The organism is Humibacillus xanthopallidus (genome assembly GCF_044793955.1).
Taxonomy (GTDB): Bacteria; Actinomycetota; Actinomycetes; order Actinomycetales; family Dermatophilaceae; genus Humibacillus; species Humibacillus xanthopallidus_C.
In genome coordinates, this window is the sequence record NZ_CP084995.1 from 3760234 (window position 1) to 3777830 (window position 17597).

Annotated in this window: 14 protein-coding genes; 8 read left to right on the plus strand and 6 right to left on the minus strand. The window is 70.8% G+C overall.

The window, feature by feature from the left end:
• Positions 1-27 precede the first annotated feature (27 nt).
• The 6 genes from LG278_RS16975 (at position 28) to LG278_RS17000 (ending at position 8125) form a co-directional block, all read left to right on the plus strand.
• Positions 28-1497 (plus strand): LutB/LldF family L-lactate oxidation iron-sulfur protein, encoded by a 1470-nt coding sequence (locus LG278_RS16975; protein ID WP_404393698.1) that lies wholly within the window; start codon positions 28-30, stop codon positions 1495-1497.
• Positions 1494-2183 (plus strand): lactate utilization protein C, encoded by a 690-nt coding sequence (locus LG278_RS16980; RefSeq protein ID WP_404388661.1) that lies wholly within the window; start codon positions 1494-1496, stop codon positions 2181-2183. The genes LG278_RS16975 and LG278_RS16980 overlap by 4 nt, the downstream gene beginning before the upstream one ends.
• Before the next feature lie 368 nt (positions 2184-2551).
• Positions 2552-4906, plus strand: a complete 2355-nt coding sequence (locus LG278_RS16985; protein ID WP_404388662.1) for a sulfatase-like hydrolase/transferase — start codon at positions 2552-2554, stop codon at positions 4904-4906.
• A gap of 102 nt (positions 4907-5008) precedes the next feature.
• Positions 5009-6325 carry an anaerobic sulfatase maturase gene (locus tag LG278_RS16990; RefSeq protein WP_404388663.1) on the plus strand — a complete coding sequence of 439 codons (1317 nt, stop codon included), beginning with the start codon at positions 5009-5011 and terminating at the stop codon, positions 6323-6325.
• Positions 6326-6447: 122 nt separating this feature from the next.
• A complete protein-coding gene (locus tag LG278_RS16995; protein ID WP_404388665.1) occupies positions 6448-7656 on the plus strand; it encodes a cation:proton antiporter in 1209 nt (402 codons plus the stop codon).
• Between the two features lie 4 nt (positions 7657-7660).
• Positions 7661-8125, plus strand: a complete 465-nt coding sequence (locus LG278_RS17000) for a hypothetical protein (protein ID WP_404388666.1) — start codon at positions 7661-7663, stop codon at positions 8123-8125.
• Here the strand turns inward: LG278_RS17000 and LG278_RS17005 are convergent.
• From LG278_RS17005 to LG278_RS17015, 3 genes are all read right to left on the minus strand, one after another.
• Positions 8122-9816 carry a SulP family inorganic anion transporter gene (locus LG278_RS17005; RefSeq protein WP_404388668.1) on the minus strand — a complete coding sequence of 565 codons (1695 nt, stop codon included), beginning with the start codon at positions 9814-9816 and terminating at the stop codon, positions 8122-8124. The genes LG278_RS17000 and LG278_RS17005 overlap by 4 nt on opposite strands.
• Positions 9803-9940 (minus strand): hypothetical protein, encoded by a 138-nt coding sequence (locus tag LG278_RS17010; protein ID WP_404388669.1) that lies wholly within the window; start codon positions 9938-9940, stop codon positions 9803-9805. The genes LG278_RS17005 and LG278_RS17010 overlap by 14 nt, the downstream gene beginning before the upstream one ends.
• 102 nt (positions 9941-10042) lie before the next feature.
• The gene (locus LG278_RS17015; protein WP_404388671.1) at positions 10043-12295 is read right to left on the minus strand and encodes an AAA family ATPase; all 2253 of its coding nucleotides are present in this window, start codon (positions 12293-12295) and stop codon (positions 10043-10045) included.
• 179 nt (positions 12296-12474) lie between these two features.
• Here LG278_RS17015 and LG278_RS17020 point away from each other — a divergent pair, with 179 nt between their 5' ends.
• Both LG278_RS17020 and LG278_RS17025 read left to right on the plus strand, forming a co-directional pair.
• The gene (locus tag LG278_RS17020; RefSeq protein ID WP_404388673.1) at positions 12475-13224 is read left to right on the plus strand and encodes a hypothetical protein; all 750 of its coding nucleotides are present in this window, start codon (positions 12475-12477) and stop codon (positions 13222-13224) included.
• Positions 13225-13336: 112 nt separating this feature from the next.
• Positions 13337-14245 carry a YihY/virulence factor BrkB family protein gene (locus LG278_RS17025; protein WP_404388674.1) on the plus strand — a complete coding sequence of 303 codons (909 nt, stop codon included), beginning with the start codon at positions 13337-13339 and terminating at the stop codon, positions 14243-14245.
• Here LG278_RS17025 and LG278_RS17030 read toward each other — a convergent pair.
• From LG278_RS17030 to LG278_RS17040, 3 genes are all read right to left on the minus strand, one after another.
• The gene (locus tag LG278_RS17030; protein ID WP_404388675.1) at positions 14236-16410 is read right to left on the minus strand and encodes a lysylphosphatidylglycerol synthase domain-containing protein; all 2175 of its coding nucleotides are present in this window, start codon (positions 16408-16410) and stop codon (positions 14236-14238) included. The two genes, LG278_RS17025 and LG278_RS17030, sit on opposite strands and share 10 nt — an antisense overlap.
• Positions 16407-16637 (minus strand): hypothetical protein, encoded by a 231-nt coding sequence (locus LG278_RS17035; protein ID WP_404388676.1) that lies wholly within the window; start codon positions 16635-16637, stop codon positions 16407-16409. Before LG278_RS17035 ends, LG278_RS17030 begins: the two co-directional genes overlap by 4 nt.
• Positions 16638-16946: 309 nt before the next feature.
• Complete coding sequence (locus tag LG278_RS17040; protein WP_404388678.1) at positions 16947-17393, minus strand: DUF6325 family protein; 447 nt, start codon at positions 17391-17393, stop codon at positions 16947-16949.
• Between the last annotated feature and the right edge of the window lie 204 nt (positions 17394-17597).

Genomic DNA, 17597 nt, shown 5'->3' on the forward strand with positions numbered 1-17597 from the left:
CAGCAGACCTCGGCGACCTTCGTCGGGATGCCGAGCTTCCCCGACGCGGCACGCACGGCGCTGGCCAACACCCAGCAGCGGCGCAACCTGCACAATGCGACCCACACGATCCGCGCCAAGCGCGCCCACGTCGTGGCCGAGGTGCCCGAGTGGGAGGCCCTCCGGGTGGCCGGCGCCGAAGCCAAGGATGAGGCGCTGACCCACCTGGCTGACTACCTCGAGCAGCTGGAGTCGACCCTCACCGCCGCCGGCGCCGTCGTGCACTGGGCGCGCGACGCCGAGGAGGCCAACCAGATCGTCGTCGACATCGTGCGGGCCAAGGAGGTCGACGAGGTCGTCAAGGTCAAGTCGATGGCCACCCAGGAGATCGAGCTCAACGAAGCCCTGGAGGCCGCCGGCATCAACGCGTGGGAGACCGACCTCGCAGAGCTCATCGTGCAGCTCGGTCACGACCGCCCGAGCCACATCCTCGTGCCGGCGATCCACCGCAACCGCAGCGAGATCCGTGACATCTTCACCAGCGAGATGGGCAAGGTCGGGCGACCGGCGCCCGCCGACCTCACCGACGACCCCGCCCGGCTGGCGGAGGCCGCGCGCCTGCACCTGCGCGAGAAGTTCCTGCGGGCCAAGGTCGCGGTGTCGGGGGGGAACTTCGCGATCGCCGACACCGGCACCCTCGTCGTCGTCGAGTCCGAGGGCAACGGACGGATGTGCCTGACCCTGCCCGAGACCCTCATCTCGGTCGTCGGCATCGAGAAGGTCCTGCCCACGTGGGAGGACCTCGGGCCGATGCTCCAGCTGCTGCCACGGTCGAGCACCGGCGAGCGGATGAATCCCTACACGACGATGTGGTCAGGGGTGCACGCAGGTGACGGGCCCCAGGAGGTGCACGTCATCCTCCTCGACAACGGCCGAACGCACGTGCTCGGCGACCGCCTTGGACGCCAGGCCCTGCGGTGCATCCGCTGCTCCGCGTGCCTCAACGTGTGCCCGGTCTACGAGCGCACCGGTGGTCACGCCTACGGCTCGGTCTATCCGGGCCCGATCGGCGCCGTGCTCAACCCGCAGCTGCGTGGCACCGCGAGCGAGATCGACCAGTCGCTCCCCTACGCCTCGAGCCTCTGCGGCGCCTGCTTCGACGCATGCCCGGTGCGCATCAACATCCCCGAGCTGCTCGTCGAGCTGCGCGGCACCGTCGCCCAGCAGGGCGGCCATCGGGCCGAGTCGGCGGCCATGAAGGCAGCGGCGTGGGTGCTGTCCGATCCCAAGCGACTGGCCGGCGCGCAACGGGCCGCGACGACTGCCGGGCGGATCATCGGTAAGCGCACCATCCGGTCGGTGCCTGGCCTCGGGGCGTGGACGAACGCCCGCGACCTGCCGACGCCGCCCACCGAGACGTTCCGGCAGTGGTGGGTCCGAGAGCACGGCAGCGAGCAGGGCAGGGCGGACGGCAGCGGGCAGGGCACCGAGCACGGCAGTGAAGGAGACGAGCGATGAGTGCACGCGACGAGATCCTCGCCAGGGTGCGAGCGGCGACGGCCGACGTGACGACGGAGCTCGGGGCGCGTGGTCCCGTGCCGGTCATCGAGGAGACCTCGCCCGGGGTGTCCGAGACGGTGGAGCTCTTTGCCGAGAACGTCGCGGACTACCGGGCGACCGTCATCCGCGCCCGCGCGACCGAGGTGGCCACCGCCGTCGCCGAGGCAGTGCGGTCGAGCGGCTGCCACTCGGTCGTGGTGCCCTCGGGCCTCGACCCCGCCTGGGTGCAGGCCCTGGGCGCGGTGGCGACGGTCAGCCACGAAGCCGACGCGACGACCCACTCCGAGCTCGATGCTGTCGACGCCGTGGTGACGCGCTCGGCCGTGGGCATCGCGACGACCGGCACGATCGTGCTCGATCACGGTCCGGACCAGGGCCGGCGCGAGCTGACGCTGGTGCCCGACACGCACGTCTGCGTCATCGACGCCGACCGCATCGTGCACGACGTGCCCGAGGCCGTGGCCCGGCTGCGTCCGGCCCCGGGCGACGCTCGTCCGCTCACCTGGATCAGCGGCCCGAGCGCAACGAGCGACATCGAGCTCCAGCGCGTCGAGGGGGTGCACGGCCCGCGCACCCTCATCGTCGTCCTCGTCACGGCTGCCGACGACGTCGCTCCGGGTGACCCCGCAACCGCCTCTCCGTAACGATCGCCGACCCGACGCGATGTAGTCGGTGCGGGGCGGCGTCCCGATCCCCCGAGCGGGGCGTCGCCTCGCCTCGCACGCCGCTGAGCCCGTCTCGCCGCGGCGCCAGCCCTCGACGACTGACCTCACGCGATCGTGCCCACCGTGACTCTGCGTGCAGCCGAGGACCCGAGGGTCACCCCCTTCGGATGATTTGTGGCCCCGCGCTCGGTGCCACGCTCGCAGAGGGCCCCCGACACGCGGGGGAAGCCCACGACCCGGGGCATGCTCGTCCGTGCGGTTGCGCGCGATTCGTCCAGTTCCTCGCCGGTCACGACGAGCGCATCCGCGAGCTCGACGAGCTGCGGGACGAAGGAGAGGCGGCTTTCATGTCAACGGACTTCGACGGCAGGGTCGAGCTGGACATCCGGGACTCGGTCCCCGACTGGAAGCCGTACCTCGCGCCGAAGGCGCCCGAGGGCGCTCCCAACGTCGTGTTCATCGTCTGGGACGACGTGGGCTACGGCACCATGGACTGCTTCGGCGGTCCCGTGCACACGCCGACGATGACCCGCATCGCGGACCGCGGGGTCAAGTACTCCAACTTCCACACCACGGCGCTGTGCTCGCCCACGCGCGCATCGCTGCTGACCGGTCGCAACGCCACCTCGAACGGCATGGCGACGATCGCGGAGTTCAGCTCCGGCTTCCCGGGCATCTCGACCCGGATCCCCTTCGAGAACGGCTTCATCTCCGAGGTGTTGGTGGAGCACGGCTACAACACCTACTGCGTCGGCAAGTGGCACCTCACCCCCGGTGAGGAGACCGGCATGGCCGCGTGGAAGAAGCGCTGGCCGCTGGGTCGTGGGTTCGAGCGGTTCTACGGCTTCCTCGGTGGCGAGTCGAGCGGCTGGTATCCCGACCTGATCCACGACAACCACCCGACCGAGCCTCCGGCGACTCCGGAAGAGGGCTATCACATCGCCAAGGACTTCTCGGACAGGGCGATCCAGTTCATCCGGGACGCCAAGGTGGTCGAGCCGGACAAGCCCTTCTTCCTCTACTTCTCCCTGGACGCCGCGCATGCCCCGCACCACGTGTTCGAGGAGTGGTCCGATAAGTACAAGGGCGTCTTTGACGAGGGCTACGAGGAGATCCGCGACCGCATCCTCGCCCGCCAGAAGGAGCTCGGTCTGCTGCCGGACGACACCCAGCTCTCCGGCATCAACCCCCACGGTGAGCCGGGTGTGACGGGCCCGGACGGACAGCCGTGGCCGATGCTCGACACCGTGCGTCCGTGGGAGTCGCTCAGCGCCGACGAGAAACGGCTCTTCGTCCGCATGGCAGAGGTGTTTGCAGGCTACGTGGAGTACACCGACGACCAGGTGGGTCGCGTCGTCGACTTCCTCGAGTCCTCGGGCGAGCTCGACAACACCATCATCGTCGTGGTCTCGGACAACGGGGCGAGCGGCGAGGGCGGCCCCAACGGGACGTTCAACGAGTGGCGCTTCTTCAACGGCGTGCCCACCCCCACCGAGCTGAGCCTGGAGCACATCGACGAGCTGGGGGGGCCGAAGTCCTACAATCACTACAACACCGGCTGGGCATGGGCCTTCGACACACCCTTCCCCTACTGGAAGCGGTGGGCGGGCTACGAGGGCGGGATCGCCGACATGTGCATCGTGTCGTGGCCGGCCAAGGTGCCAGCGACCCAGACACCGCGCCCGCAGTACGTCCACGCCGTCGACGTCGTCCCGACGATCTACGAGCTCATCGGCATCACGCCGCCGCAGAGCCTCAAGGGTTTCGAGCAGCGCGCCATCGAGGGCGAGAGCTTCGCGGCGTCCCTCACGCAACTCGACGCCCCTGCGAAGCGCACCCAGTTCTATGCGATGCTCGGCCAGCGCGCCCTCTACGAGGACGGCTGGCTGGCCTGCACGATGCACCCGCCGCTGAGCGGGTGGGGCAAGTTCGACCAGGACGTGTGGGAGCTCTACCACGTCGAGGTCGACCGGTCTCAATCGACCAACCTCGCCGACGCCGAGCCCGAGCGGGTGCGCGCGATGGTGGCCCGCTGGTTCGAGCTGGCTGAGCAGTTCAACGGGCTCCCGCTCGATGACCGCAACGCGCTCGAACAGATGCTCGCCGAGCGTCCCAGCGGCACTCCCACCCGCGAGCGCTACGTCTACTACCCCGACTGCGTGTCAGTGCCCGAGCAGTCGGCCGTCGCGGTCGGTGGACGTTCCTACACGATCTCGGCCGGTGTGCAGGTCGACACCGCGGACGCACAGGGCGTCCTCTTCGCCCAGGGCGGCGTGGCCGGCGGGCACAGCCTCTTCGTACAGGACCAACGGCTGACCTACGTCTTCAACTGGGTCGGCACCTACGTCCAGACGGTCACCGCGGACCGCGCGATCGAGCCCGGCGCGCACGTGGTGTCGGCGGAGTTCGTCGCCGAGGGTCGCAGCGAGGACCCGATGATGGCCGGCGCCCGTGGAACCCTGACGCTCTACGTCGACGCCGACGCCGTCGGCAGTGCCCAGATCGTGACCCAGCCGGGTGCCTTCTGCTTGGTGGGTGACGGGTTGTGCGTGGGCCGCGACGACGCCTCACCCGTGTCGCCGAGCTACACGGCTCCCTACCGCTTCACGGGTGGGAGCATCGACAAGGTGGTCGTCGACGTGTCCGGTGAGCGGTACGTCGACCATGAGGCGGAGGTCCGAGGATGGTTCCTGCTCGACTGACACGGTCGCAGGTGGCCCGTGAGCCCGGCGCCTGAACCGGGCCCACGGGCTGGACGCAGAGGACCTGCGGCCCCGCTCACGGGGTCGCGGGCCTTCCACGTCATGTCCAAGCCCACGGGGGCGATCTGCAACCTCGACTGCGAGTACTGCTTCTTCCTCTCCAAGGACGAGCTCTACCCCGGCAGCGGCTTCCGGATGGCGCCCGAGGTGCACGAGGCCTACATCAGCCAGCTCCTCGCCGCCCAGCGGGGGGTCGACGAGGTCGTGGTCGCGTTCCAGGGCGGCGAGCCGACGCTCATGGGTCTCGACTTCTTCCGGCGCACCCTCGAGCTGGAGCAGCGCTTCGCGGCGCCCGGGCAGCGCATCCTCAACACGATGCAGACCAACGCCACCCTGCTCGACGACGAGTGGTGCAGCTTCCTGCGTGACAACGACTTCCTCGTGGGTGTCTCGATCGACGGGCCGCGCGATATGCACGACGCCTACCGGGTCGACAAGGGGGGCAAGCCCACCTTCGACCGGGTCATCCGCGGTCTCGACGCCCTCAAGCGTCACGGCGTCGAGTGGAACGCCCTCACGACCGTCAACGCCGCCAACGGTGACCACGGCCGCGAGGTCTACACCTTCCTGCGCGACGAGCTCGGAGCAACGTACGTGCAGCTGATCCCCATCGTGGAGCGGGTCACTCCGGAGCTTCTCCCCCTGGTCGAGTCGGGCTGGGGACGACGGCCCGGCGAGCGGCCTCTCTACGTCCAGGACGGCAGCCTCGTCACCCACCGGACCGTCGGCGCGACGCAGTACGGCCAGTTCCTCATCGACGTCTTCGAGGAGTGGGCCCGCCACGATGTCGGCGACGTCTTCGTCTCCATGTTCGACACCGCGCTCGCCCACTGGATGGGCATGGACCAGGTGGGCCTGTGCGTCCACGCCCGCACCTGTGGCGATGCGGTCGCGCTGGAGCACAACGGTGACCTCTACTCCTGCGACCACTACGTCGAGCCCGACTACCTCCTCGGCAACATCAGGCAGGGACGGACGATGCTCGAGCTGGTCGACTCGCCACGGCAGCGGGCCTTCGGACAGTCCAAGCTCGACAGCCTGCCGGCCTACTGCCGGTCGTGCGACGTGCGCTTCGCCTGCAACGGCGGCTGCCCCAAGGACCGCTTCATCAGCACACCCGACGGGGAGCCCGGCCTGCACTACCTCTGCGAGGGCTACCAGCTCTTCTTCCGCCACGTCGACGCCCCGATGCGTGTGATGGCGGCCCTGCTGAGGCAGGGCAGGGATGCCACGGCCCTGCGGAGCTGGTATGCCGCAGCCGACGCTAGGCGTGGCAACGGTGACCTCTGCACGTGCTCGAGCGGCAGGACCTGGCTCGCCTGCCACGGATCCGGCAGGCCTGCGGCCGCAGGCCGCTGACGCTCCGTTTCACGTCGAGACCCTCCGGCTCTCATCCGAGCCGGAGGATGCAGCACCACCACTCACGGGCAGATGCTGGGCGGAGCCGGCACAACCCGGCGCGGCGCAGGAGGCACAGATCCATGGACATCACGGTCGTCGCCATCATCACCGCGGCACTGTTCGGGTGGGGTCTGGTCGCCCGACGCCTCGAGCACGCCGACCTCAGCGCTCCCATCATCTTCGTCGTGCTCGGAGCCCTGCTGGCATGGAGCGGCCTCGTCGACGGGCCGGATGCTCCCGAGGCCGTCACCCCCCTCGTCGAGATGACACTCGTCTGGGTGCTCTTCTCCGACGCTGCCCGACTGCCCCTGCAGGACCTGCGCCACGACGTCGGCCGCTACCTGCGGCTGCTCGGCATCGGCCTTCCCCTGACGATGGCACTCGGGTGGGCTCTCGCGGCGTGGTTCTTCCCCGAGCTCGGGCTGTGGCTCGCACTCTTCGTCGGCGCGGCGCTCGCCCCCACCGATGCGGCGCTGGGGGTGGCGGTGGTGACCAATCCTGCTGTGCCCTCACGGATCCGGCAGCTCATCACCGTCGAGAGCGGCCTCAACGACGGCATCGCGACGCCGGTCGTCATGGTGGCGATCGCCGGGGCGGCCGCCAGCGCGGGTCTGGAGAGCGTCGAGGGCGCCGGGCACGCGGTCATCCAGCTGCTCCTCGGTGTCGCCGTCGGTGTGGCGGTCGGGGCAGCGGGCGGGTGGCTGCTGCGACGGGCCCGACAACGAGGTTGGGCCTCCGAGGGGTTCACGGGTGTTGCCGTGCTGGCGCTGGCGCTGCTCGCCTACGCCGCTGCGTTGTCGCTGGGCGGGAACGGCTTCGTCGCCGCCTTCTGCGGAGGCATCGCCTTCGGTGCGACCGCGGGCAGGCGCGCTCCAGAGGAGCTGGTCTTCCTCGGGCAGGCCGGCGACCTCGTGTCGACACTCGTGTGGCTCGCCTTCGGCGCCGTGGCCGTGCCCATCATGCTGGAGCGGAGCAGTGTCCTGATCGTCGTCTACGCAGTGCTCAGCCTCACGGTCGTGCGCATGCTGCCCGTCGCGCTGTCCTCCATCGGTGCGGGCCTCGATCGGCGCACGATCACCTTCATCGGCTGGTTCGGCCCTCGAGGACTGGCCTCCCTCGTCTTCGCGCTGCTGGCCCTCGAAGCCCTCGGGTCGGTGGCCGACGAGGCGGTGGCGATCGTCACGGTCACCGTGCTGCTCAGTGTCGTGGCCCATGGCCTCACTGCCGCTCCCCTCGCCGCTCGCTACGGTGCGGCCGTCTCGACGCGCGGCCAGGCCGGCCCGAGGTGACGTGATGCGTTCGTCCCGGACGCCACCCGGCAGCCGCGAGCTGGCCGAGCTGGCTCACGCGGCCCGGACCGCCGTGACCTTCGTGCAGGTGGCCGGAGGAGCGATGGCGGACGCTCGCGGGCTCACGCTGACCGACCTCTCGCCGTCGACCATCTGGGTCCTGCACGACACCCCCCAGCGGGTGGGGCACCTCGCGACCGGCACCTTCCTCGATCTCTGGTGGGACCCCCGCAGCGGGCTGTCGTCGTGCCGGCTGAGAGCCGTGCTGGGCCAGGCGGATCCGGACACCCAGCTGCTCGGCGCGCCCGTCCTGACGGTGGCGTCGCCTCGGATCAGTGGCTCCGGGGTCGGCTACGAGATCGAGGTGCTCTCCGGCGTGCTGCCCGCGGACATCGGTTCGTGCATCCTGTTCATCGGGCCGGGCGACCGCTGTGCCGATGGCCCGAGCCCGGCCGTGCCGCCGCCCTAGGCAGCGCCCGCACCCTGCAGCTCGCGCGCTCGCGAGATCGCCGCCTGCAACGAGGCCCCCACGGTCGCCTCGACGGGCAGCACATTCGCGCGACCGAGCGAGTCCAGCGCCCGGGTGCGGGTCAGCTGGCCCATCACGGCGTCGCCCACCCCCGCGAGCACGAGGTGACAACCAGCCGCGCGAAGCGTCTCGTGGTAGCGGACCATCGCCTGGATGAACGTGCTGCCCAAGTCCTCCTTGCCCCGCAGACGCAGGACGACCACGGCACCTCGAGATGCCGGAACCACCTGTGGCAGCTGGCTTTCGACGACCTGAGCCGATGCGAAGAAGAGGCTGCCATAGGCCACGAGAACGACGATCTCGCCAGCCGGGAGCACCGGTGGCGGGGCGACTTCGACAGGGAGGGATGCACCCTCCTCGAGCTCCCAGCGCACGATGGTGACCTTGTTGGACTGTTGCGCCACGAAGAGGACGACCGACAGCCCGACTCCGGCGAGGACCGCATACTGCAACGGGATCAAAAGGGTGAGCACGAACGTCGTCGACATGACGGTGGCCTGTGTCGCGCCCGTGCGCCAGACCATGCGCACCTGCTCGGGCTTGAACGTGCGGAAGCCCACGAGCATGAGCAGCCCGGCCAGGGCCGGCATGGCGATGAGCCCGGCGATGTCGGCGAAGAGCAGGATGACGAGCGCCATCACGACGCTTGCGATGATGTTGGCGAGGCGACTGCGCGCCCCCGCCTCTCGCACCATGGCCGTGGCCGACATGGAGCCGCCCACCGGCACGCCCTGGAACACACCCGAGGCGAGGTTGGCGACCCCCTGGCCTGCGAAGTCCCGCGACACCTCGGGATAGCTGCCGTCGGGGTTGGGCACCGACTGGCTGATCGCGGCCCCCTGGACGAGGCCCACGAAGGCGAGCGCGAGCGCAGGCACGATGAGGTCGGGCACGAGGCCCAGCGCCGGCAGCTCAGGCCGTGGCAGTCCGTCCGGGATGAGCGCCACGTCGCTCACGACGGCGATCCCCCGAGTCCCGATCGCGGCGACGACCGCCGACACCCCGATCACTGCCAGAACCATGCCCAGGCCCCGCAGCCGGGTCCGCTCGAGCACGAGGATGAGGCCCACCGTGCCCGCTCCGGCGGCGACGGTCGGCCAGTGGAAGGAGCCCACGTGGAGGAGGGTGTCGAACGTGCGCAGGACGCGGTTGTCTCCCTGGCCGTCGTAGCCGGTGAAGTCGGCCAGCTGCGCCAGCACGATGTTGACGGCGACCGCGTTGATGAAGCCGGTCAGCACGGCGTTGGGCACGAACCGCACGAGGGGACCGAGCCGGAGGAGCCCGGCGGCCAGCATGACCAGCCCGGTGAGGACGCCGAGGGTGACCAGCGCCGACGTCGCGTCCGCCCCCTCTCGGACCTGGGGCACGTCGGCGATGAGGACGGCCATGGCGCCCGTGCCCTGCACGGACATCAGGACCGAGCTGGTGGTGACGGCGCCGGCCAGCGTCCCGAAGAGGTAGCCGTAGAGCCCGGCCACGGGGTTGACCCCCGCCAGCAGTCCGGAGGCGAGCCCGTCCGGCACGCTCACCAGTCCCAGGACCGCGCCCGCCCCGACGTCCTTGCGGACGGTGGACGGGCGCTTGGACGGCCGGGCCGCGGCTTCCGCGGGCCGATCGTCAGCGGAGGGCATTCGCCTTGAGTGCGTCGAACGCCTGCTGGGTGATGGCGCCGGACTGCAGCGGCTCGTGCGCCGTGGCGATCTCGGTCGCGGAGAATTCCCGACGCCACGAGAGCCAGTCAGCCTGAGTGTTCATTGCGGGTCCTTTGTCCCATCGACGCGTGTCGCCGACACACCTCAGTCTCGGCCTGCGTCAGAGCGCCCCACATCGTCCGATCCGGATGACCCGCAAGGCCGCTCAGTCGCGTGCCGGTCCGTCCACGAGACCCAACGACTGCGCGACCGCCACCGCCTCGGAGCGCGAGACGACCGCGAACTTGCGATAGACCGACAGCGCATGGGTCTTCACCGTGTTCTGGGACAGGAAGAGGTGCTCGCCGATCATCGCGAAGGTCAGGTGACTGGGCAGGAACTGCAGCACCCGCATCTCCGCCGTGGTGAGGGCTGCGGCCGAGACCCCGTCGCGGGTCAGCGAACGCAGGGCGGCCTCCGTGTCCACCAGCAGGTCGTTGGCGAGTGAGGCGGCAAGATCGGGCGTCATCGCCCTGCGGGCATCAGCGATCAGGATGCGGGCGAGTGCGCCGTCGCCCAGCAGCACGGCGGAGCGGGCCTGGAAGAGCCGTCCGCACACTGCGAACCACGGAGCGATCTCCGGGATCAGCGCCGTCAGCCTCAGGGCGTTCGCCAAGGTCAGCTTCGCCTCGCGGCGATGGGCGAGTGCATCGAGCAGGGCCTGGGCCGTGACGCAGTGCGCCGAGCTGGCGAGCCGCTCGAGGTGATGGTCCGTGATGACGTCGCGGGCCTCGGCGATGAGCTGGGAGCCGCGGTTGGCATCGCCGGACAGGACGGCCAGCACGCCCTGCCACGACAAGGCGTCGGCCTGGATGATCGGCACCTGCAGTGCTCGAGCCAGCGACTCGGCCTCCAGCATGCTCTGCCGGCCCTCCAGAGCATCACCCAGCAGGGTCTGGCTCACTCCCCGCAGGAAGGCCGCGGCAGTGCGGAAGCCGGAGTCCGGTGGCAGGCCCACGAGGGCGGTCTCGCACAGGGAGGCGGTGTCCTCGAGCCCGCCCGCGCCCACGAGCGCCACGAGCACCGCCAGGGACGCGGCATACTCCTCCGACGTCGCTCGCGAGCGCCAGTCGCGCCCGGCGTGGGCCTGCGACCTCAGCTGCCAGCGTCTCGTGCTGTCGGGATCTCCCGACTGGAGGGCTGACCAGGCTGCAGAGAGGGACAACCAGGGGTTCGCCGAGATCTGGTGCTCCGACAGGGTGCCGAGCCACAGCTTCAGTCGCTCGGGCCGACCCGAGCCGACGCATCCGACGATGCCCGACCAGACCAGCTCCGCGACGAGGTCGACATCGGGAGCCGCCGCCGCGTGGCGGACGGCGGCATCCACGTCGTCGCCGTCGGCGAACCAGTGGGCGGCCCGTCGGTGCCCCGTTGCCCACAGGCCCGACTCGCGCTCGGCCAGCTCCTCCAGCAGGACCTCGCGGAGCAGGTGGTGACAGCGGTAGTGCCCCTCGTGGTCGCCGGACACGACGAGCTGGGTCCTCCGGCTCAGGGACGCGAGGATCGCGGCGGAGTCGCTGCGGGCCGTCACCGCGTTGCACAGGCCCGCGTCGAGCTCGTCGAGCACCGAGGTCTGCACCAGGAAGGATCTCTCGACCTCGGGGAGGGGACCCAGGACCTCGGTGCGCAGGTAGTCGACGATGAACCGGTCAGACCCGCGCGGTGAGGGACTGCTCGTCACGCCCCACGGCGATCCGTCCCGCTGGATGGCCAGCCCGCTGAGGTAGAGGACCACCGCCCAGCCCTGCGTGTGCTCGGCCAGGGAGGCCACGTCCGATGCCGTCAGACGCAGGTCGAGGTTGGCCAGCAGCTCCGTGGCCTCCTCGACGTCGAACGACAGGTCGGCGGGGCCGAGCTCGAGCAGGCGACCGTCCGCGCGGGCGCGGGCCAGTCGCGCGGGGGTCGCCTCGCGGGTCAGCAGCATGACGCTGGATCCGAACGGGACCCCGGCGGCCAGGGCTGCCGCGAGGTCGAGGCACTGATCGTGGCGCACCAGGTGGGCGTCATCGAGGACCAGCACATAGGGCTGCTCCCGCGACGCCGCCAGTCTCTGGAGGGTGGGCAGGAGCAGGGCGGAGAAGCCGGGCTCCGAGGCCGTGATGGCCGCCCGGGCAGAGGGCGCGTCGGGACCGATCCCACGCAGCGCGTCGACGAGGCGCAGAGCCAGCACCGAGGGGTCGTCGTCGTGCCTCGCCAGGCGCACCACCGCATGGGCGCGGTCGTCCACGTCGAGGAGCTGCGCGGCGAGGGTCGACTTGCCCGACCCCGCGGGTCCACTGATGACGACGACCGGAGGGACCCCGGGCGCAGCGAGCCGGGCCAGCAGGCCTTGCCGGACGACGCGTCGGTTGGCCTGCTGAGGTGATTCCCGCTGCGCACGGCCTTCGACACCAGACCGGGCCGGTGGTGCGGACGTCATGCTCGGAGCATGGCACGGTGCTCGGAGGCGCCTCCGGGCTTTCGGCCAACTCGTGCGACAGGTCACGTCTGGCTCTCCCCCGGCACTCACTCGGCTTGGTCCGGCTCGCCTCGGTCGGGCCGCAGCATCGTCCTCATCGGAGGACGCACCGGGGCACCGGGCCGGGCTAGAACTGGAGGGTGAGCACGCAGCCCGACGCGGGTGGCCCGAGCGACCCGAACGACGACCGGCACGACGACCCGCACGACGACACGATCGACGACCCGGGTCGACCGTCACCGATCCTCGAGGAGATCCGCACGCCGAGGGCTGCCGCGATCGCGGGGATCGCCTTCGCCCTCATCCTCGGAGCGGTCGTGATCCTGCTCTATCTCGCGCTCCCTGCCGCCGAGGTCCGCTTCCAGTGGATCACCGACGACTCACGCCGCCAGAAGGTCTCGCTGGCGATGGGCCTGACCCCCTACGCCGGCATCGCCTTCCTGTGGTTCATCGGGGTGATCCGCTCCCGTCTCGGACGACGCGAGGACAAGCTGTTCGCCACCGCCTTCCTCGGCTCCGGGTTGCTCTTCGTCGCGATGCTCTTCGCTGCGGCGGCCAACGTCGGCGCCCTGCTCACCCTCTACGACGGACCCGGCACCGTGTCGCTCGAGGACGTCCGCTTCGTCGGAGCGGTGAGCACGTCACTGCTGGCGACGTTCGGCGTGCGCATGGCCGCGGTCTTCACGATGGTCGTGACCAACCTCGGTCGGCGGGCCGGCATCGTGCCCCGGTGGCTCGTGGCGGTCGGCTACGTCGTCGCCGTGGTGCTGCTCCTTGCGCCGCCGCAGACGGTGTGGGCCGTGCTGCTCTTCCCGATCTGGGTCCTGCTGCTCAGCCTGCACATCCTCGTCTCGTCCTTCCGGTCGGCGCCGACGCCGTCGCGGGCGTAGCCCACCCGCGCCGATGCCAGCGGAGCAGGGAGGTGGAGACGCGCACCCGAGCCGGGCGAACGCATACGGGCGTCTGCTGGCGTGGGCGGATGCGCTGCAACGTCGCCACACCGTGCTGGGGTTCCCCTACGCGGTGGTCAAGAAGTACGGCGACGACGCCGGCGGGCGGCACGCGGCACTCATCACGTACTACGGGTTCCTCAGCATCTTCCCCCTCCTGCTCGTCGCGGTGTCCGTGCTCTCGAGGGTGCTCGTCGAGAACGACGCGCTGCGGGCCGAGATGGTGGAGGCTCTCGTGCCGCCACGCCTGCAGGAGACGGTCGACACGGCGCTGACCTCCATGCCGTCGTCCGGGCTCCCGCTCGCCGTGGGCCTGCTCGGGCTGCTCTTCTCCGGCACCGGCGTGGTCTTCTCGGCCTACGAGACCCTCAACCACGTGGCAGGCGTGCCGCTGCGATCACGCTTCGGCTTCGTCTCCCGCTACGCACGGGTCCTGCTGATGCTGGTCGTCGTGCTGACGGCAGGGGTCGTCGTGGCCGGACTCACCGTGGCCGCTGCGGCGCTGCCCGACCAGGAGGCGCTGCAGCGCGTCTACGCGCCGACCTCCACGTATGCCGTGGTGTTCCTCGTGCTCGTCGGTGCGGCCAAGCTGCTCGTGGCCAGACCGGTGACCGTGCGCACCACCTGGCTGGCCGCGGCGGCGGGCGCGCTCGCCGTCACGCTCGTGCTCTCGACCGGCGGCCGGCTGCTCGCGCGGCTGGTGTCGAACGCGGGCCCCGTCTATGGCAGCTTCGCCACGGTCGCCGGCAGCTTCGCGCTGCTCTACCTCGTCAGCCAGGCGCTGCTCTACAGCGCAGAGACCGCGGTCGTGCTGCACCTGCGGCTCTGGCCACGAGCGCTCGACACCTCGCGACCGACCACTGCCGACGTGCGCGCCCTCGAGCTCCTGGCGACCGAGCAGGAGCGCCTCGCGCAGGAGCGGATCGCCCTCCGGCTCGAGCCCCCTGACGATCAGAGGTAGCCGTGGCGCTCGAGCCACCTCGAGGCGAAGAAACCCTCGGTGGCAGGGAGGTAGAAGGTCGCCACGCGCCACACCACCGTGGCCGCCATCGCCACCTCGGCGGAGACACCGAGCGGCACGAGCAGCCCCACCATGAGCGCCTCCGAGACGCCGATCCCGCCGGGGATGGGGACGATGCCCTGGAAGAGGCTGGTCGCCACGACGACGACCGTGCACGACAGCAGGCCGAGGGGTGAGCCGACCGCGGCGAGGCTGGCCCACAGGATGAGGCCCCACATCAGCTGGATCAGCAGCTGGGTCCCGAAGAGGCCGATGGCGCGGGACGGGGACCTCATCAGCTCGGCGAGCGCGGTCCAGGCCGACCTCAGCACCGGCAGCACGCGGTCGCGCAGCCGCCGAACCCTCCAGAGCGCGACGAGCGCGACCACGGCGAGCAGCAGCACGATCGCGAGCAGGAGCTGCCAGTCGACCTCGGCGGCCGAGGCCCCGGAGACGTCGAAGACCACCGTGCCCGTCGCGAACGCCACCACGAGGATGACCAGCTGCGCGATGAAACCCGACAGCCCGTCGATGCCACCCTGTGTCACCGCGACAGCGGGGGACACCCCGAACTTGTGCAGGAACGCCGCATTCATCGTGACGCGGCCGGCGACCCCGGGGATGGCGAACGAGATGAACGCGATGGCGCTCTGGAGGGTGGTGGCGGGGCGCAACGGGAGCGATCGTCCGACGGAGAACATCATCGAGGCCGCCTGCGGGAGGAAGACGACCTGCCCCAGGATGACCGCGCAGGCCAGGACCCACCAGATGGCTCCCTGCAGCTCCGCCCAGAGCTGGGCGTAGTCGACTCCCGCCAGCACGGGAAGCATGGCTCCGACGAAGAGCATGAGCACGGCGAGCGTCAGGACGTCGCGAGGGCCGACCCGACGGAGCTTGACCGGCTCGGTCGGGGCGACACCGGTCTCGGCGGCCACGCGGGCACGCAGCTCCTTGAGCTGACGTGCCGTGACGTGGGGGTGGCGACGGTCTCTCGAGGGCATCGCGGGGGTCTGCAGGTAGGGCAGGGTGGCGCCCAACTGGTCGTCACCGAGAGCCGTGCGAGACGTCGTGACGGCTCGGTCCACCCCCAGCAGCTGCGCCAGCACGAAGAGCAACCGGGCGGTGTCGAGGCGCTTCTGGCGCTCACCGGGGTGCAGTGAGCCGGAGGCGAACTCCCCGAGCACCAGGCCGTCCTCGTCCTTGCGCACGGCGCCGATGTCGAGCGCGCCGTGGCTGATGCCCGAGTCGTGCAGCCGCATGAGGTCCTGCCACAGGCCGAGGAGATCGGGGTCGGTGATGGTGTCGGGGTCGACGGCATCGAGCCGAGCCCCACGGCTGCGGGTGGCGAGGATGGCCACCTCGCCGGAGGTGCTGGCGGCCGCCAGCACGTCGGGGACGGTCACACCGGCGCGCTGGGCGAGCAGGGTCACCAGCGCCTCGTGCTCCGCAGACTGCAGTCGTGAGAACGCGAGGGTACTGTCCTCTCCGCGATAGACCAGCCGCCGCCAGGCCCGGGCCGCGAGCTGCGAGTCGGTGGCGTCGCGGCCGAAGGCCTTGACCTCCACCGGTCCCCCGTCGCTCGCGGTGCCGACCATCCTGCGCACGCCCCACGACTGGTCCGGGTCGACCCGGAGGTCGGTGAGCCTGAGGCCCAGATCGGTCAGTGCCTCTGCCACCGAGGCGACGGACGGGTAGCCGCGGGGAGACCCGAACGCCAGCAGGACGGCGCCCGCACTGACCATGGCGATGCCGACCGCACCGATCGAGCCGCTCGGCTCCCCGAAACCCAGCACGGGGGCGGCGACTCCGCTGAGCAGCACGAGGACCCACCCGACCCGGCGGATCGGTCTGGCGAGGTGGGGCGCGGCTGCGAGCAGCATTGCTGCGACCGCGGCGACGCGCAGGACGGGGAACTGCGGCACGGGGTCGGCGGCATACTCCGGCAAGGGGATCGGCCACAGCTCTCCGTAGGCCGCCATGCACGCCACGGTGCCCAGAACCGCGAGCGCACCCGCGGCGACGACATCACGCAGGGCGGACCCACGGCGCGCGAGCGCGAGCACGACGACGACCGCCGTCGTGAAGAGGAGCGTCGCGGTGTTGACGAGGTGGAGCGTCGAGATCACCCACCCGGGCAGCGGGGGAGGCTCGACGCCGTCGACCCTGCGCCGTTCCCCTGCACGTGCACCGCCACGGCCCAGACGATGAGCGCAGCGCCGAGGACGACGGTCGTCACGTCGCTCGCGCGGCGCGCCCGGGGCTGGTCGTCGATGGCGACGAGGTAGCGCCGAGCGCGGGACGTGGCGCGCGGGCGAGCTCCTCGTCCCCCGTCGACCGTCGTCGCGGGACCCATCACACCCTCCCCACCTCGTTGCGCCGACCGTCACCGGGTCAGCGCGTGCACCTTCACGGCATACCATCGCTGCTGAGCCCGCCGGCACCGTTTGCTGCGGGGTCCGGCGGCGCGACACGGGCACACACGCCATGGGGTGGCCCGTTCGACGGACCACCCCACGCCCGAGTCACGGGTCAGCGGCGGTCGCGACGATCGTCCCGCCGGTCCTCACGACGCTCGCCGCGACGGTGCATCCCGTGCGCGACCACGACCGCGCCGCCGACGGCGGCCACTGTCCTTCTCCTACGCCTGGCTGCGAGTGGCATGTCAGGCTCCTTCCTCTTCGTCGGACTCCATGGCGGCGATGACCGCCTGGATCGGGATGCGGCCGCTGGCCACGAGCTGGCCCCCGGCGTGGCGCACGGCTGCGCCGAAGGGAGCGGCCCACAGGTTCTCCCACACGAGCACGGCGGCGGAGCTGCCCGGCTCGATGGTCTCGACCAGGTCGGCGACGTCCTGCTCGCTGAGCAACATCGCCAACTCGGTCTCGTAGGAACGCAGCTCACCGATCTCGGAGTCCTCGAGATCGGTGGCCTCGAACGCCTCGAATCCCCCGTCCTCATCCTTCTTGATGAAGAGCAGGTCGAGCACGCGGATGAGGTCGCGATCCACGTAGTCCTTGAGGATCGGCGCGATGTCGCCGTTGAGCTTGGTGCCCTCGAACTCGACGACGATCCAGTCCACCGGACCGAGCTCGTCGATGTTGACTGTCATGTCAGTTTCTCCTTGTGGTGGTGGTGGTGGTGGGTCGGGTGTGGATCAAGTGCGCGCGGGTGGAGTGACGCCTCGGGGTGCAGCCCGCCGCTCGGCGGTGACTGCGTTGCCCACCACGCTAGGAGCGCCCCGCCCGCCTGACCTCATCCCCTCGGGATGAACGTGGGCCGACCAGGCCTCCAGCGTGCTCGGCAGGGTCGGCCA

What these genes read in the sequence shown, in the direction of transcription:
- LG278_RS16975 (WP_404393698.1), top strand. Translation starts at nt 28, where the DNA reads ATGCCGAGCTTCCCCGACGCGGCACGCACGGCGCTGGCCAACACCCAG.
- LG278_RS16980 (WP_404388661.1), top strand. Translation starts at nt 1,494, where the DNA reads ATGAGTGCACGCGACGAGATCCTCGCCAGGGTGCGAGCGGCGACGGCC.
- LG278_RS17000 (WP_404388666.1), top strand. Translation starts at nt 7,661, where the DNA reads ATGCGTTCGTCCCGGACGCCACCCGGCAGCCGCGAGCTGGCCGAGCTG.
- LG278_RS17005 (WP_404388668.1), bottom strand. Translation starts at nt 9,816, where the DNA reads ATGCCCTCCGCTGACGATCGGCCCGCGGAAGCCGCGGCCCGGCCGTCC.
- LG278_RS17035 (WP_404388676.1), bottom strand. Translation starts at nt 16,637, where the DNA reads ATGGGTCCCGCGACGACGGTCGACGGGGGACGAGGAGCTCGCCCGCGC.
- LG278_RS17040 (WP_404388678.1), bottom strand. Translation starts at nt 17,393, where the DNA reads ATGACAGTCAACATCGACGAGCTCGGTCCGGTGGACTGGATCGTCGTC.
- LG278_RS17010 (WP_404388669.1), bottom strand. Translation starts at nt 9,940, where the DNA reads ATGAACACTCAGGCTGACTGGCTCTCGTGGCGTCGGGAATTCTCCGCG.
- LG278_RS16995 (WP_404388665.1), top strand. Translation starts at nt 6,448, where the DNA reads ATGGACATCACGGTCGTCGCCATCATCACCGCGGCACTGTTCGGGTGG.
- LG278_RS16990 (WP_404388663.1), top strand. Translation starts at nt 5,009, where the DNA reads ATGTCCAAGCCCACGGGGGCGATCTGCAACCTCGACTGCGAGTACTGC.
- LG278_RS16985 (WP_404388662.1), top strand. Translation starts at nt 2,552, where the DNA reads ATGTCAACGGACTTCGACGGCAGGGTCGAGCTGGACATCCGGGACTCG.
- LG278_RS17015 (WP_404388671.1), bottom strand. Translation starts at nt 12,295, where the DNA reads ATGACGTCCGCACCACCGGCCCGGTCTGGTGTCGAAGGCCGTGCGCAG.